The organism is Terriglobus saanensis SP1PR4, assembly GCF_000179915.2.
In the GTDB taxonomy this organism is placed as follows: domain Bacteria; phylum Acidobacteriota; class Terriglobia; order Terriglobales; family Acidobacteriaceae; genus Terriglobus; species Terriglobus saanensis.
This window is the reverse complement of sequence record NC_014963.1, coordinates 2,375,810-2,389,816: the sequence shown is the minus strand read 5'-3', so window position 1 is coordinate 2,389,816 and position 14,007 is coordinate 2,375,810. Positions and strand designations below refer to the sequence as shown.

Annotated in this window: 13 protein-coding genes; 7 read left to right on the top strand and 6 right to left on the bottom strand. The window is 57.3% G+C overall.

What is annotated here, in order from left to right:
- The first annotated feature begins 63 nt into the window (after nucleotides 1–63).
- The 3 genes from ACIPR4_RS09920 to hpnA all read left to right on the top strand — a co-directional run bounded on the left by ACIPR4_RS09920 (nucleotide 64) and on the right by hpnA (nucleotide 3,001).
- A complete protein-coding gene (locus ACIPR4_RS09920) occupies nucleotides 64–513 on the top strand; it encodes a hypothetical protein (RefSeq protein WP_041586616.1) in 450 nt (149 codons plus the stop codon).
- Between the two features lie 387 nt (nucleotides 514–900).
- Entirely contained in the window at nucleotides 901–1,671 is a 771-nt protein-coding gene (locus ACIPR4_RS09910) for an SDR family NAD(P)-dependent oxidoreductase (RefSeq protein ID WP_013568527.1), read from the top strand.
- 319 nt (nucleotides 1,672–1,990) lie between these two features.
- Nucleotides 1,991–3,001, top strand: a complete 1,011-nt coding sequence (hpnA, locus tag ACIPR4_RS09905) for a hopanoid-associated sugar epimerase (RefSeq protein ID WP_013568525.1) — start codon at nucleotides 1,991–1,993, stop codon at nucleotides 2,999–3,001.
- Nucleotides 3,002–3,011: 10 nt separating this feature from the next.
- On the opposite strand, the gene ACIPR4_RS09900 is transcribed toward hpnA, so the two are convergent.
- Complete coding sequence (locus ACIPR4_RS09900; protein ID WP_013568524.1) at nucleotides 3,012–3,350, bottom strand: DUF3175 domain-containing protein; 339 nt, start codon at nucleotides 3,348–3,350, stop codon at nucleotides 3,012–3,014.
- Between the two features lie 69 nt (nucleotides 3,351–3,419).
- On the opposite strand from ACIPR4_RS09900, the gene ACIPR4_RS09895 reads away from it, so the two are divergent.
- Both ACIPR4_RS09895 and ACIPR4_RS09890 read left to right on the top strand, forming a co-directional pair.
- Nucleotides 3,420–4,097, top strand: a complete 678-nt coding sequence (locus ACIPR4_RS09895; protein WP_245536504.1) for a phosphorylase family protein — start codon at nucleotides 3,420–3,422, stop codon at nucleotides 4,095–4,097.
- 13 nt (nucleotides 4,098–4,110) lie between these two features.
- Nucleotides 4,111–5,184, top strand: a complete 1,074-nt coding sequence (locus tag ACIPR4_RS09890; protein ID WP_013568522.1) for a zinc-dependent dehydrogenase — start codon at nucleotides 4,111–4,113, stop codon at nucleotides 5,182–5,184.
- Between the two features lie 15 nt (nucleotides 5,185–5,199).
- Here the strand turns inward: ACIPR4_RS09890 and ACIPR4_RS09885 are convergent, their stop codons facing one another.
- Nucleotides 5,200–6,627 carry a sigma-54-dependent transcriptional regulator gene (locus ACIPR4_RS09885; RefSeq protein WP_013568521.1) on the bottom strand — a complete coding sequence of 476 codons (1,428 nt, stop codon included), beginning with the start codon at nucleotides 6,625–6,627 and terminating at the stop codon, nucleotides 5,200–5,202.
- Nucleotides 6,620–9,577, bottom strand: coding sequence for a GAF domain-containing sensor histidine kinase (locus tag ACIPR4_RS09880; protein WP_013568520.1), 2,958 nt, complete (start codon nucleotides 9,575–9,577; stop codon nucleotides 6,620–6,622). Before ACIPR4_RS09880 ends, ACIPR4_RS09885 begins: the two co-directional genes overlap by 8 nt.
- 287 nt (nucleotides 9,578–9,864) lie before the next feature.
- On the opposite strand from ACIPR4_RS09880, the gene ACIPR4_RS09875 reads away from it, so the two are divergent.
- The gene (locus ACIPR4_RS09875) at nucleotides 9,865–11,118 is read left to right on the top strand and encodes an aspartate aminotransferase family protein (RefSeq protein ID WP_013568519.1); all 1,254 of its coding nucleotides are present in this window, start codon (nucleotides 9,865–9,867) and stop codon (nucleotides 11,116–11,118) included.
- 45 nt (nucleotides 11,119–11,163) lie between these two features.
- Here ACIPR4_RS09875 and ACIPR4_RS09870 read toward each other — a convergent pair whose 3' ends face one another.
- Nucleotides 11,164–11,832: an alpha/beta hydrolase gene (locus ACIPR4_RS09870; protein WP_013568518.1), complete on the bottom strand. Its 669-nt coding sequence runs from the start codon at nucleotides 11,830–11,832 to the stop codon at nucleotides 11,164–11,166.
- A gap of 54 nt (nucleotides 11,833–11,886) precedes the next feature.
- Here ACIPR4_RS09870 and ACIPR4_RS09865 point away from each other — a divergent pair, with 54 nt between their 5' ends.
- On the top strand, nucleotides 11,887–12,921 hold the full coding sequence (locus tag ACIPR4_RS09865; RefSeq protein ID WP_013568517.1) for a M20/M25/M40 family metallo-hydrolase: 1,035 nt from the start codon (nucleotides 11,887–11,889) through the stop codon (nucleotides 12,919–12,921).
- Between the two features lie 84 nt (nucleotides 12,922–13,005).
- On the opposite strand, the gene ACIPR4_RS09860 is transcribed toward ACIPR4_RS09865, so the two are convergent.
- Together ACIPR4_RS09860 and ACIPR4_RS09855 are read right to left on the bottom strand one after the other, a co-directional pair.
- On the bottom strand, nucleotides 13,006–13,206 hold the full coding sequence (locus tag ACIPR4_RS09860) for a hypothetical protein (RefSeq protein WP_013568516.1): 201 nt from the start codon (nucleotides 13,204–13,206) through the stop codon (nucleotides 13,006–13,008).
- Nucleotides 13,203–14,006, bottom strand: a complete 804-nt coding sequence (locus tag ACIPR4_RS09855) for a cytochrome c oxidase subunit 3 (protein WP_013568515.1) — start codon at nucleotides 14,004–14,006, stop codon at nucleotides 13,203–13,205. The genes ACIPR4_RS09860 and ACIPR4_RS09855 overlap by 4 nt, the downstream gene beginning before the upstream one ends.
- Nucleotide 14,007: the final 1 nt, after the last annotated feature.

The window sequence follows — 14,007 nt, the reverse complement described above, 5'->3', positions numbered from 1 at the left end:
TGAATGCCGCGCCGTTTCATTTCACAAGCACCGGGGCGCGAAGCTCTGAGGGAAAAGATCAAGATGGCTACCGACCAGCAAGAGCACCTCAAAATCGAGCAGCTTGAGCAGCAGAACCCCGACGAACAAGAAGTAGCGGCAGGCCGCGAGCGCGAGAACCTCGAAGGCTGGATCCCCGCTCTTGCCACTGATGCCGAAATCCGCGAAGCTCTAGAAAAAGCTTTCGACTACCGCGGTGACGTCACCATCACCCTTAAATCCGGCAATGTGATCGAGGGTTATATCTTCGACCGTCGCAACGGCTCATCGCTGGCCGACTCCTATGTGCGCATCATCGCCACCAAGGGAGCACAGGGTAAGACGAACGTAGCCTACGCAGAAATCGCCGCGCTTGCCTTCACCGGCCGCGACACCGCTGCTGGCCGTACCTTTGAAGCCTGGGTCAAGAAATACTTTGAGAAGAAAGCCGCTGGCGAAAAGAACATCCAGATCGAGCCCGAAAAGCTCGATTAATTCAGAAGATCGCGATGGCGGTAAGTCTTCTTCTCAGGAGAAGAGGGCTTTCTCCAGATGCCTGAAAAGTTTCCAAGACCCGCGCTTGCATCAGAGCAAGTTGGAGTGGATCTCTTCGGGCGCTCAGATTGTCCTTGAAGTGGAGAGTTTGTACTCGATATCTTGCCTGTGCCGAATGGAACAGGGTAAAAAGCAGACGCATGCGAAGGTTTTCTTCAATGTGACGAGACAAGCAGTTTGAGGCTTGTGGTGGTCCCCTTCAGCTCTTGAAATGCCTTGTGCCCAGATCCGAAAATACATATTTCTCTTCGGGAATAATTATGCCGATTCAATGTCTAGTTAACACTGCTTGGCGTAAATCGGCAGATTTTGAGAAGGAACGTATTCATGAGATTAAGGAACAAAGTGGCCCTGATCACGGGCGGAAATAACGGCATCGGGCTAGCGACCGCCAAGCGGTTTGTTTCTGAAGGGGCCAAGGTGTCGATTACCGGCAGAGACCAGAAGGCGCTGGATACGGCAAGTGTCGAACTGGGGCCGGATCATCTCGCGACGCAAGTGGACGTCACGGATTACCCGGCGATGGAGAAGATGATTCAAGCGACTGTGGAGAGGTTTGGCCGCTTAGACGTGATCTTCGCGAATGCAGGTATTGCGAGTATCACACCTCTCGGAGCAACCTCTGTGGTGGCCTTTGAAGAAGTTCTCAGGGTAAATCTTACTTCGGTATTTTTCCTGATACAGGCTGCCTTGCCACATCTGCGCGAAGGAGCTTCCATCATCTTCAATAGTTCTTATCTCACTCTAGGCGGACTTCCAGGCACCTCCTCGTATGTCGCATGTAAAGCAGCATTACGCGGTATGGCACGCGTGATGGGTGCGGAATTATCTCCCCGTAAAATTCGTGTCAATGTAATTACGACCGGTCCTATAGATACGCAGGTCTGGTCTATTCTTGCGTCTACTCCGGAAGAGATGAGTGGGCTGCATCAAAAGCTGGCGAAAACAGTTCCATTGGGCCGTATGGGGCTTCCCGTTGAGATTGCGAACACCGCATTGTTTCTTGCCTCAGACGAGTCGTCCTTTATTCAAGGAACGGAGATTGTCGTCGACGGTGGCGTGACAAGTAGCCCCTTGGGAGCGCCGATCTATCACTAGCAATCTAAATTGAAAATTCGCACCCTTGTCCTTCGATGCTGGGAAGGACAAGGAAACTATGCTACGCCTAAGCAGTCCGCAAGCTGAATTCAGTCCCCACGCGTTTATGGCTTGTACAGGGCCAGAAGCAGCGCGAAGCCAATTCCAAAGGCAACCAGAAAAATCTGCCAGTACTTGTCAAACCACCGGCGCGTATCGATCGCAGAACTCATAGAAATCTCCCCTTTGCCTCACTCTGAAATCCTAACTGAAATTCTTCCTCATCCCAAAGTTCCCATCACAACGCAACATGCCTTCGCGCGTTATCCTCAGAGTCGCAATGAAAGTCTTTCTTACAGGTTCCACCGGATTCGTAGGTTCGCATGTGGCCCGCGCCTACGCTGCGCAGGGAGCGCAACTCCGTCTTCTCGCCCGTAAGACTTCGAATCTCACCTCGATTGAGGGCATCCCTGCGGACCTCATCCTGGGCGACCTGCGCAATCCTGCGACCTTTCGCTCAGCTCTCGCTGGCTGCGATGCCATCGTGCACGTCGCTGCGGACTACCGCCTCTGGGTACCCGACCCGGACGAGATGTACAAGGCGAACGTCGAAGGCACACGCGACCTTCTGCGCTTCGCGCGTGAGGAGGGCGTGCCGAAGGCTGTCTACACCTCATCCGTCGCCACCATGGGCTTCAAAACCGACGGCACGATCGTTGACGAGAACACTCCCGTCACGGAAGACGCGATGATCGGGCACTACAAGCGTTCCAAGTACATGGCGGAGCAGGAAGCCATCGCCGCGGCGCGCTTTGGACAGCACGTCGTCATTCTGAATCCCACCACTCCCATCGGTCCCGGCGATCTCAAACCGACGCCGACTGGCCGCATTGTCGTTGATTTCCTCAATAAGAAGTTTCCTGCCTACGTGGACACCGGCCTGAACCTCGTCGATGTGAGCGAGATCGCACGGATGCATGTGGCCGCGCTCGACCACGGCCGGTCCGGCGAACGTTACATCCTTGGCGGAGAGAATCTCACCCTCAAGCAGATTCTCGATAAGATGTCCGCCATCTCCGGCCTGCCTTCGCCGAGCATGAAGGTGCCTCACGCCGTCGCCATGGCCTTCGCCTTCTTCGATGAGAACTGGACAGGCAGACTACGTGGACGCGAGCCTCGCGCTACTGTAGAGGCGGTCCGGATGGGTCGCAAGAAGATGTATGCGTCCTCCGCTAAGGCAGAACGAGAACTTGGGTTCCACGTGGTGCCCGTGTACAAGGCGCTCCGTGCCGCAATGGATTGGTTCGTTGCCCACGGCTACGCTCCGCCCTTTGAACACCGCGCGCCATAGCACAAACGCGCTATTTTTCTTGTTCCATCCGATCTTTCAACAGCACCTTCGCCCGCTCCAACACCTTCTTCCTGTTCTCTGGCAGATTGTGCCCGGCACGGTTGATGTAAAACGTCAGCATCCTCATGCCGCTTCCCGGCCCCTTTGGCGAAACTTCCTTCGACGCAAGTTCCCGTGCGATCGTTGCCGCTCCCTTTTTGAAGAGGCCCTCGTCCGGATGGGTTGAATCGGTAGTGACTTTGGCAGACCACTTCCGCGTACCGCCGGAGCTCGCGTGCGAAGTCGACTTCTTCGCCGCAGACTTCTTAGTCGAGATCTTCTTTATTGGGGATTTCTTTGCAACAGCCATGGCAGAACCTCCTTCTGTCTGAGACGCGGGTTGGGACACAGGTCGTATCGCACTATCATGGAAAGACACGTGCCAAATCTCGCCATCCTCGCCGCTCTGCCCCGTGAAATCGCTGCCGTCGTTCGTGGCACCCGGCCCGACGCAGATCTCCTTCGGCAGGGGATTCATCTTCACCGCCTCCCCGGATGCATCGTGGTGGCTGCCGGCATGGGATCACGCCGGGTCACGCTTGCGCTCGAAAGTGCTCTCAAAACCTCTCCCGGGATTACTACGCTCATCAGCGCAGGTCTCGCTGGAGCCTGCACGGGGCGCCTCACACCGGGCACCGTCACGGAAGCTGGCATGATCATTGACGCGCAATCCGGTGAACGTCACACGGCAGCCGCAGAGGGCACCACACTGATCACCACCCACGCCATCGCCAGCGTCCAGGAAAAAATTCGTCTGGCTGCAACTTACAAGGCTGATCTCGTGGATATGGAAGCAGCCACCGTCGCTCGCCTGGCCGCTGCGCATGGCCTCCGTTTCCGCGCCATCAAAGCCGTCTCAGACGCGCATGACTTTGAACTCGCTTCGCTCTCGCACTTCGCCACGCAACATGGACACTTCCGCACAGGGGCCTTCGCTTTTCATACCGCTCTTCGTCCGCACACCTGGCGAAAGACCATGCACCTCGGCCGAAACTCCAACCGCGCCCTCGCTGCACTGACCGTGGCCTTGAACGCAGCCATCAACGAAGTGCATTAAACTGGAAAGCGACATGTCTCTGAACATTCCTACCGAAATGCAGGCCGCCGTCTATCGCGGCATCGACGACGTCCGCATCGAAACCGTCCCCGTTCCTTCCGTCGGATCCGGCGAAGTGATCGTGAAGATTCACACCTGCGGCATATGCGGAACCGACCTCAAGAAGATCCACACCGGCTCCCACACCGCGCCGCGTATCTTCGGCCACGAGATGGCGGGGACCATCGTTGCCGTGGGCGAATCCGTGTCGGAGTACAAAGTTGGCGACCGCGTCATGGCCTTCCATCACATTCCTTGTGGTGCCTGCTTCTTCTGCCGCAAGAAGACCTACGCCCAATGCGAGACCTACAAGAAAGTCGGTTGCACCGCAGCCTTCGAGCCATCCGGTGGGGGCTTCGCAGAGTACATCCGCGTGATGGACTGGATTGTAGCGAAGGGGCTCATCAGGATCCCCGACGACATTCCCTTCGAGCAGGCCTCATTTATCGAACCGGTCAACACGACCTACAAGGCCATCGACCTGCTCCATCTCGAGCCCGATGACACAGTGCTCGTCATTGGTCAGGGACCGATCGGCATCATGCTCGCCGCGCTCGCAAAGAGGACCGGAGCAGCCGTCCTGACTTCTGATCTTTACCCGGAGCGGCACGCCGTTGCGGCAGAGTTTGGACTGAACCATCCGCTGGACGCACGCGGCGACGTTGTAGCGGCTTGCAAGGCCGCCACAGAGGGACGCGGTGCCGATGTGGCATTGGTCGCAGTTGGAGCAGATGCGCTGATTGCCACTGCAATGGACGCCATCCGCCCCGGAGGCCGCGTCTGCCTCTTCGCTTCAACCCAGCATGGAACGGCATCCATCGATCCAGCGGCGGTCTGCATGGACGAGAAAACGCTGATGGGTTCGTATAGTTCTTCCGTAGCAATTCAGGATGAAGCGATCGAGGCTGTGTTTAGCGGATATCGCGATGGCAGCTTTGATCTGACTAAGCTCATCTCGCATCGCTTCTCGTTAGCAGAGGCAGTCGAGGGAATTCATCTCGCATCGAATCCGCAGCCGGACTCGATGAAGATCGTGATCCAGCCATAAGTTTGCTTTGGAAGCCTAGTCGCGCACGCGCTTCCGGATCTCGATATTCAAGCGCTTGATCTTCTGGTTCAGCGTAGAGAGCGGCACCTTGAAGAACTCCGCCGTCTCCGTCTGGTTCCAGTTGCAGCGCTCCAAACGATCCGTGAGAATTCGACGCTCGATCTCTTCCATAATGTCGAAGAGGGAAGCGTCTAACTTGTGATCCAGCAGGTTCGCGGAATACGAGTTGCCGATGACCTGCTGCGGCAAAAGCTCCGGAGGAATGACCACTTCCGTCGAAAGCACCACGCCACGCTCCATCGAATTTTCCAGCTCGCGCACATTGCCCGGCCACTCATAGTCCATCATGGCACGGAGTGCTTCCAGAGACAGCTTTCTCAGGGGCAAACCGTTCTCATCCGAATAGCGCTTAAGGAAGAAGTCAGCCAGCAACGGGATGTCCTGCTTGCGCGTGCGCAGTGGCGGAAGCTCCAGCGTGATTACCGATAGGCGATAGTAGAGATCCTCGCGGAATCGCCCTTCTTTCACTGCCTGTAGAAGGTTTACATTCGCCGCAGCGACAACGCGGACATCCACGGAGATTTCGTGCACGCCACCTACCTGCATGAACTTTCGTTCCTGCAGCGCACGAAGGATCTTGGCTTGGGTCTCCATCGGCATCGTGCCGATTTCGTCGAGAAAGAGCGTTCCCCCATCGGCGACTTCAAAGAGTCCTTTTTTCGCGGCGATCGCTGAAGTGAAAGCTCCCTTTACATGTCCAAAGAGCGTGGACTCCAGAAGATCGGAGGGAACTGCTCCTGTATTGATCGCCACGAAGGGCTTGTCTTTCCGCTGCGAGTGCATGTGGAGAGCTTTTGCGATTAGCTCCTTGCCAGTGCCGCTCTCGCCCTGAATCAGAACGGTGGATCGGCTGGGTGCGACCTGCGCGACGACGTCGAGCAGCTTCAACATCGGTTCGCTCTTGCCCACAATATTGTCGAAAGAGTAGCGCTGTTTCAGCGTCTTCTTGAGCTGAATGACCTCGGTCTCAGACCGGTTTCGCGCGACCGCCATGCGAATGTCGGCGAGCAGCTTTTCGTTGTCCCACGGCTTCTGAATGAAGTTCTCGGCGCCAGCGCGCAGGGCGTCCACGACGTTGCTGACCGTGCCGTACGCCGTGATCATGATGACGGGCATCTCCGGACGCAGCGCCTTGATCTTCGGCAGCAGATCGATTCCGTTCTCCCCGGGCATGGAGAGATCCAGCAGGAGCAGATCAAACTCTTCGTGGGAGAGCGTGTCCATCCCACTGATCCCTTCCTGAGCAAGACTTACCGTGAAGCCCTCCAGGGTTAAGAGCAACTCAAGCGAATCGCGTATACCTGACTCATCGTCGATGATCAGAATGCGTCCACCCGTAACCGCGGGAACTGCTCCGGCAAAATCCATTAAGGCCTCAGGCATGTGCTATCTTCTCCGTCTGTTGTTCGCCCGCATAACCGCGTGACGATGCGTCCACGGTCTGCTGCAGCCCCGAAATAGGGAACTCCAGATGGAATGTTGTTCCCTGGCCTACCGCACTGTCGACGCGAATCTTTCCGCCGTGCTCCTGCACGATGCCATAGCTGACGGCCAGTCCCAATCCAGTGCCTTTATGTTGTCCCTCGCGGGGCGCATTCTTGGTGGTAAAGAAAGGGTCGTAGATCTTGTGCAGATGCGCCGGATCGATGCCGCTTCCTTTATCCGAAATCGACAGGAGCACATGCGTGTCCGTTGCGCGTGTCGCTACCGTCAAGTGAGGTGTTGTGGAGTCTGCCATCGCATCCTTGGCGTTCAACATCAGGTTCAACACGACCTGTTGCAGCTTGCCCTGGGAACCGTCGACACAAGGAAGAGTGGCGGCCAGATCCGCCTGCACCGTGACCTTCGCCGTACGGAACTGATGCTCCAGCAGTGCCACGGTCTCTTTCAGTACCGCGTTCATATCCACCGGGACAAACTCGGAAGACGTCTTGCGTGAAAAATTCAGAAGTCCATTCACAATCTCGGAGGCGCGGAATGTCTGCTGCGTGATCTTATCCAACACCATACTGAGACGAGGATCGTCGGAGGTCTGTTTACGCAACATCTGCGTGTACGAAGAAATCACTGCGAGGGGAGTATTCACCTCATGCGCCACGCCTGCTGCCAAAAGACCGATGGAGGAAAGCTTCTCAGCCTGGGTGAGCTGTGCCTCGAGTTCGACCCGTCCCGTAATATCGTCAACCAGGACGATGCGCCCCACCGAGACGAAGTCGCGCGTCAGCAGGGGAGCGATCGCGATGTTTGCGGTCCGCGTTTCGCCCGCCAGCATCTGGAGCCTGACTTTTGAGAGGTGGTGGGTCCCGCTCTCGGTCTTCGACCGCTCAAACGCCTCGACAAAACTGGCAGGGAAAACCTCTGTAATAGAGCGTCCCAGGGCTTCGCCGCGCGAGAGGGCATACATTACTTCCATCTCGGCATTCCAGCTCTCGATCCGATCTTCAAGATCGAGCGTAAAGATGCCGACCTTGATCGACTCGACGATGTTCTCGTTGAACTCCTTGAGCCGTTCAAACTCGGTGATCTTCGTTTCGAGCGAACGGAAGAGTTGCGCGTTCTGGATGGCAATGCCGATGTAGCCCGCCAGCGATTCGAGAAACTCCATGTCTTCGCTCGACAAAAAATCGTCGTCCTGGGTTCTTCCAAGGCCAATCACTGCGATGGCTCGTGCTCGTCCCGTTCTGCGATCTGCGACGCGGCAGGGAAGGAAGTAGTGCATATCCAGCGTTGCGGCCAGACTTCGGTCCTTCTCTACAAGAGTGCGTGCATCTTCTGGTTTTTCCAGGAAAATATGGCCGTTTTCTTCATGGTGATGCTCGGCGTCAAAACGAAGAAATCCCGCATTCGGGGCGTTTTCAAGAATGCGCGCGATCTCACCGGGCGTGAGTCCATGGGCAGCTGCGAGCTGCGGTCCTTGAGAATCCTCGCCCACAGGAGCCAGAAAGACCGCTACACGTGCCACCAGGAGCGTCTGCGAGAGGCGCTCAACAATGGATTGGGCCAGTGCCGCCAGATCCGTCTCTGAACTCAGACCGCGGCTGAACTCGATCAGCGTTTCGCGATAGTCATAGCGCTTTCGATCAAATACCCGATCGAGACGTCCTTGGATCGCGGTCTTAATGGGGTCAAAGATCAGCGCAGTCGCCACGATCACGGCGACCAGGCCCCAAATTTTTAGACTTGGCAGCCTAGTATGCGCTATCTCTGCAGAGAGACCAACAACGGCAAAGTACACTCCCACCAGAGCCGCCGTGGCCAGGGTATACGTCACGCCGCGTTTGAAGATCAGGTCCGTATCCATCAGGCGATAGCGCACAATCGCCCAGGCAAACGTCAGCGGCAGGAACACCAGCGTCAGTCCCGCTGCCTTCAGGACCGGAGAGGGAACCGGCAGTTCGCTCAGATAAGGGATGACGTAGAAGAGGGTGAATGGGATCACCGATAGTAAGGTGCCGCGGGAGAGCCACTTGAGCTGCTGGCGTTCCAGCGGCTGGTCGCTTCTGCGATACCGCATGTAGAAGACCACCGCCGCGATCACGTAATAAAGCGCGAGGTAACCAATCCCGATCTCGTCCAACCGATGGCGCAGGTTCTCCGTGGCGGAGAACACCTCGATCGCGACGACCTGCAAGGCAGCGATTAGCAGTCCGGGGAGATACAGCGCCGTAGAAACCACGGTACGACGCAATTTGCTAATGCCTTCACCAAAGGTCACGGCGAAGTGCAGGAAGAGAGCAGGCTGCAATGCGCCTGCAACGATATTGCCCCAGTAAAAAGTCCAGTCAAGCCCGTCGAATTGCCCCGACGATTTACAGGCGTACAGAACGCAGGAGGTCAGGCAGAAGATATAAAAGTGAGTCGCCTTCGGTGCCGTCCATCGCCGGAAGAGGACATAAAGCCCGATGAGCAGGTACACCAGAGCGATCAGGCGAAGTCCCTGGTTGATCGACCGGTCCGTCGGTTCCAGAATGACCTGCGCATCCAGCCGTGCAGGGACTGCCGAACCTCTGACGCGGCGCACAATGCTGTAGGTCGCATGGCCCCAGGATCCCGTGTGAAAGATCTGGCGTTCGAGCTGTGCTAGCCGAGGCGTCGGGTGGTCATTCGCAGCAACCAGGACATCATCTTCGCGGATACCAGCGCGTTGTGCCGGAGAATCCGCAGGAACATGAAGAGCGACGAGGCCGTTGGCCGTCTCGGACCATAACACGCCGTCCGTCGGCATGTCGAAATCGCCTTCGCGCGAAAAGTTCAGTCCAGCCAGAATGCAGACTGCCAACGTCGCCAGGGCCAGCGCAACGGCAAGAATCCGCGTTTGGTAGGACTTCTCCATCTGTCTCGTTTCCCCTGAATTTTCCTGGGAATTCGGTCTATAGCCCATACGTAGCACGTTCGGTGCCAAGTAAAAGACTTCAGATCCCCAATTAATTCAGTAATTTCCCAGAACCATCATGGTAAACCATACCGAAAACTGAATCGCCATCCAGCTTTACATAGGTCTCCATGCGTATAAAACCTGTATTCAGATGGACGCAGGAGTGAGCAGATGGAATCCTTTCTGGTTCCAATCTTTCCGCTACGCTTGACCCTGACGCGTTGCTAGGGTGAACTAGAAGAGATATGTCACGTTTCAATCAGGATTCTGAAGCCTCTCGAACGCTCCTTCGCGACAATGAGTTCCTTCTGCCCGTCTACTCCCGCTACCCAGTCGTGATGGATCGCGGAGAGGGCGCTCATATGTTCGACACCTCCGGTAACCGCTACCTCGATCTCATGGGTGGCCTCGGAGTCAATGCGCTGGGTCACGCCCACCCCCGCATGCTCGCGGCGATGGCGGACCAGGCCGAGCACATGGTGCATCTCTCGCCCCAGTTCACCTCTGTCGCCTCGGTAAATCTTGCGGAGCGCCTCTGCCAGCTCTCCGGCCTTGCCAGCGTCTTCTACTCCACCGGTGGATCCGAGGCCGTGGAAGGCGCGCTCAAACTCGCCCGCGCCTACGGCCACAAGAACTTCGGCGCACACAAGACGCGCATCGTCTCGCTCAACGGTTCTTACCATGGCCGCACATACGGTTCGCTCTCGGTCACCGGGCAGGCCAAGTACCGTGATGACTTCGATCCCGGTCTTCCCGGCGTAGACTTCGTCGATCGTGAAGATTTTGCCCAACTTGAAGCTGCAGTCACAGGAGATACCTGCTGCATTCTGCTGGAGCCGATCCTCGGCGAAGGTGGCGTGTACGAACTTTCGCCTACCTACATGGCGCATGCCCGCGCTCTTGCCGACCGTCACTCGGCACTCCTGATCTTCGACGAAATCCAGTGCGGTCTTGGCCGTACCGGAGAGTGGTTCGCTTATCTGGCGTCGGGCGTTCTGCCGGATGCCCTCATTCTGGGTAAGCCGCTCGGTGGTGGCCTCCCGCTCTCTGCGCTTGTTGTGCATGAAGATCTAGTGCATACCCTTGGCGTTGCCAAGCACGGCAGTACGCTCGGTGGAAGCCCGATAGCCTGCCGTCTCGGCCTGGAGTATCTCTCCGTTGTGGAAGACGAGGGTCTCCTGGCCAAGGTCGCGGACACCGGATCCTATCTTCGTGAGAAGCTCGTAGAGATCGCCAACAACTCTGAAATCGTCGTAGAAGCACGCGGTCGCGGTTTGATTCAGGGGATTGAGCTTACGATCCCCGCTCGTCCTATCGTAGAGGCTGCTCTCGCACAGGGGCTTATGCTGAACGTCGTGCAGGGAAATGTAATCCGCTTCCTGCCGCCGTTCCTCCTCACACGAGAACAGGTCGACACTACGGTAAATATCTTGGCTAAGCTCCTGCAGGATGCTGCCAAACAGAGCGCAGCCCCGGCTCCAGCAACTTTGTCTGCTTAGCGAAGGGTTTGGTTTGAAGGGACGAGTTTGAACTCGTCCCTTCAGCTATTTAACGAGGAAAGTTGATCCTACCCAACCTTCAATAGCTGCCCGCATCTCGTTCAACTTCGGCAGGGGAGACGCAGGCGTCCCTGCGAAGAAATGCTCTGCACCTTCGATCCAGATCGAAGTAATCGGCGGAGGCGCGTCGGCGAACGTCCGTTCCATGACCGCGCGCGGAGCAAACGGGTCTTCAGCGCCTGTTACGAATAACTTCGGCTGGGTGCAATTCTGCAGAAATTCATAGGTGTAATTTCGTCCACCGGCCTCTACAGGAGTTCCCAAGCCGATGAGTCCCTTCACGCGGGAATCGCCGCATCCAGCGCGCAGCGCCATGTTGGCTCCGAAAGAAAATCCGGCCATGATCAGCGGTAGGCCATACTTCGCCGACGCCCAATCCATGGCGGCACGTACGTCTTCCACCTCACCCGTCCCCTTGGAGTATTCTCCCTCGCTTTTCCCGACCGAACGAAAGTTGAACCGCAGAACAGGGAAGCCAAAGCTGTTCAGTGCTTTCGCAGTGTGAAATACCACCTTGGTATGCATCGTTCCACCGCTTGGCGGATGCGGATGACAGACCACAGCCGCAAACCGGGCATCCGGCAAACCAGTATTCAGCAAAGCCTCAAGCCGTCCCGCAGGTCCCAGAAGATCTTCTACTGCTTCAATCGCCATGTCTTTAGTGTACTTTTCCTGAATTCGCAGGCCCTCGGTTATCCTTGAACTCTCATGCCCATCAATCCACTCGAACTTACGCGGCAGTTAGTTGAAATCGAATCCACCACCTATCACGAAGCCCCCGCTGGCCATTTTCTCTATGAATACCTCGGCGGCCTCGGTTACACCGTAGAAAAGATGAAGGTCGAACAACCCGACCCCGCTCGCACTCCTGGCGGCGGCACTGGGGAGCGCTTCAACGTCTACGCCTCGATCCCGGGCGTTACACCGGATGTGGTCTTCTCCACGCACATGGATACCGTTCCGCCTTACGTTGGTTTTCGTGAAGACGATGAGTTTCTCTATGGCCGCGGCACCTGCGATGCCAAGGGAATCATCGCCGCGCAAGTCGCAGCGGCGGAGCGTCTCATCGCCAGTGGCGTGAAGGTAGGCCTGCTCTTTGTTGTCGGCGAAGAGCGCGACTCCGCGGGCGCGAAGGTCGCCAACCAGTTTTCCAAGGGATCGAAGTTTCTCATCAACGGGGAACCGACGGACAATCGTCTCGCCATCGCCTCCAAGGGAGCTCTCCGCGTTGAGATCCGAGCGAAGGGAAAGATGGGTCACTCCGCTTATCCGGAGCTTGGCGAGTCCGCCATCGACAAACTCATCGAGGCCCTGCACGACGTCCTCGCCATCCCGCTTCCGATCGAGCCGGAGATCGGCCCCTCCACGGTAAACATCGGCATCATCTCCGGCGGCCGTGCTCCTAACGTGATCCCAGACGCCGCCGAAGCGCATCTTCTCGTGCGGCTCGTAGGTCCCGCGCAGGAAGTCAAAGACGCCATTGAAAAGGTCGTGGGAGACCGCGCCGACGTCGAATACTCGCTGGAACTCCCCATGGTTCGTATGCGTAAGGTCGAAGGGCTTGAAACTATGGTGGCCAAGTTCACCACGGACATCCCCTCGCTCACTGCCTGGGGAGAACCCTTCCTTCTTGGACCTGGTTCGATCCACGTAGCACATACCCCCTTCGAGAAGATCGCAAAGAAAGAACTCCTCGAAGCGGTCGATCTCTATTGCAATCTGGCTGGCAATCTAGCTGGATAGGGAGACTTTCGTGCCCCATTCTTTCGCGCTCTTTGCGAAAGGGTGGGGTCGCGCAGAGCGCACAAACCTGTTATCGACGGAGGTCTACCGCACCCGCCGAGCCACCACCAACACCCCGACAAATAAGACTAGAGCCGTTCCAACCATCAGCGTGATTGCCTGCCGATACGCCGCCCGCACCCGCGCCGGAGTCTGCTGGACGTTGTCACGGCACTGGCTGCATCCCTGCCCATACAGCGAGGTTCCACCGAAGAGCAGAACTCCGGCCAAGAGCCAGACCCTCACTGGCAATACTCCAGGAGCACAAACAGGAAGATCCAAAGCACGCCCATGGCATGCCAGTACCATGCCGTGCAGTCCACCAGGACCTGCCGCGCACCGAACTTCGGGATAAACCGCATCCCGACGACAGCGACGATCAGGGCCGCCAGGCCGACCGCCAGATGCAGGGCGTGAACGCCGGTGATCAGGTAGAAGAAGTGCATTGCCGGGCTGGTGGCGTAGAAGATATGCTGTGCCGCGAGTTGTCGCCATGCGACGACCTGTCCCGCAACAAAGCCACTTCCAAGAACCAGCGTAGCCAGCAACCAGGGCATGACGCGCCTTGTGACGGGACGACCGATGCCCAGCCACTCTTCCATGACGCCGCGCTCCACAAACATGCCGCGACGCGCCATCTCCACAGTGACGGAACTCAAGGCCAGAACGATGGTATTGAGCCAGAGAATCGAAGGTACCTGGATCGCGCGCCAGTCTGTCACCACACTGTTGTAGGCATCGATGTGGAAGCTGGACCGTCGCACCAGGAACGCGCCCACGATGGCGACGAAGAACATCAGGTCGCCAATCAGAGCGGAGAAGAGCCCAAACCTGTGTCGCTGAAGACTTTCACGCGGCCCACGATGGCCTGCAGGGCGCTTGCTCCAGTCATCCCCATCACCACCGCCGCCCGTGTACTTAGGAATTTCAGGAGGTCGCCGTCCACCCTCGCCCGCATCGCCGCCGCCCGTTTTTCCGGGCCCACGGTCCGCAGGATCGCGAGGATCGTGTTCAATTTCTACGGGCTTGGTCGTCGTCACCAGCATA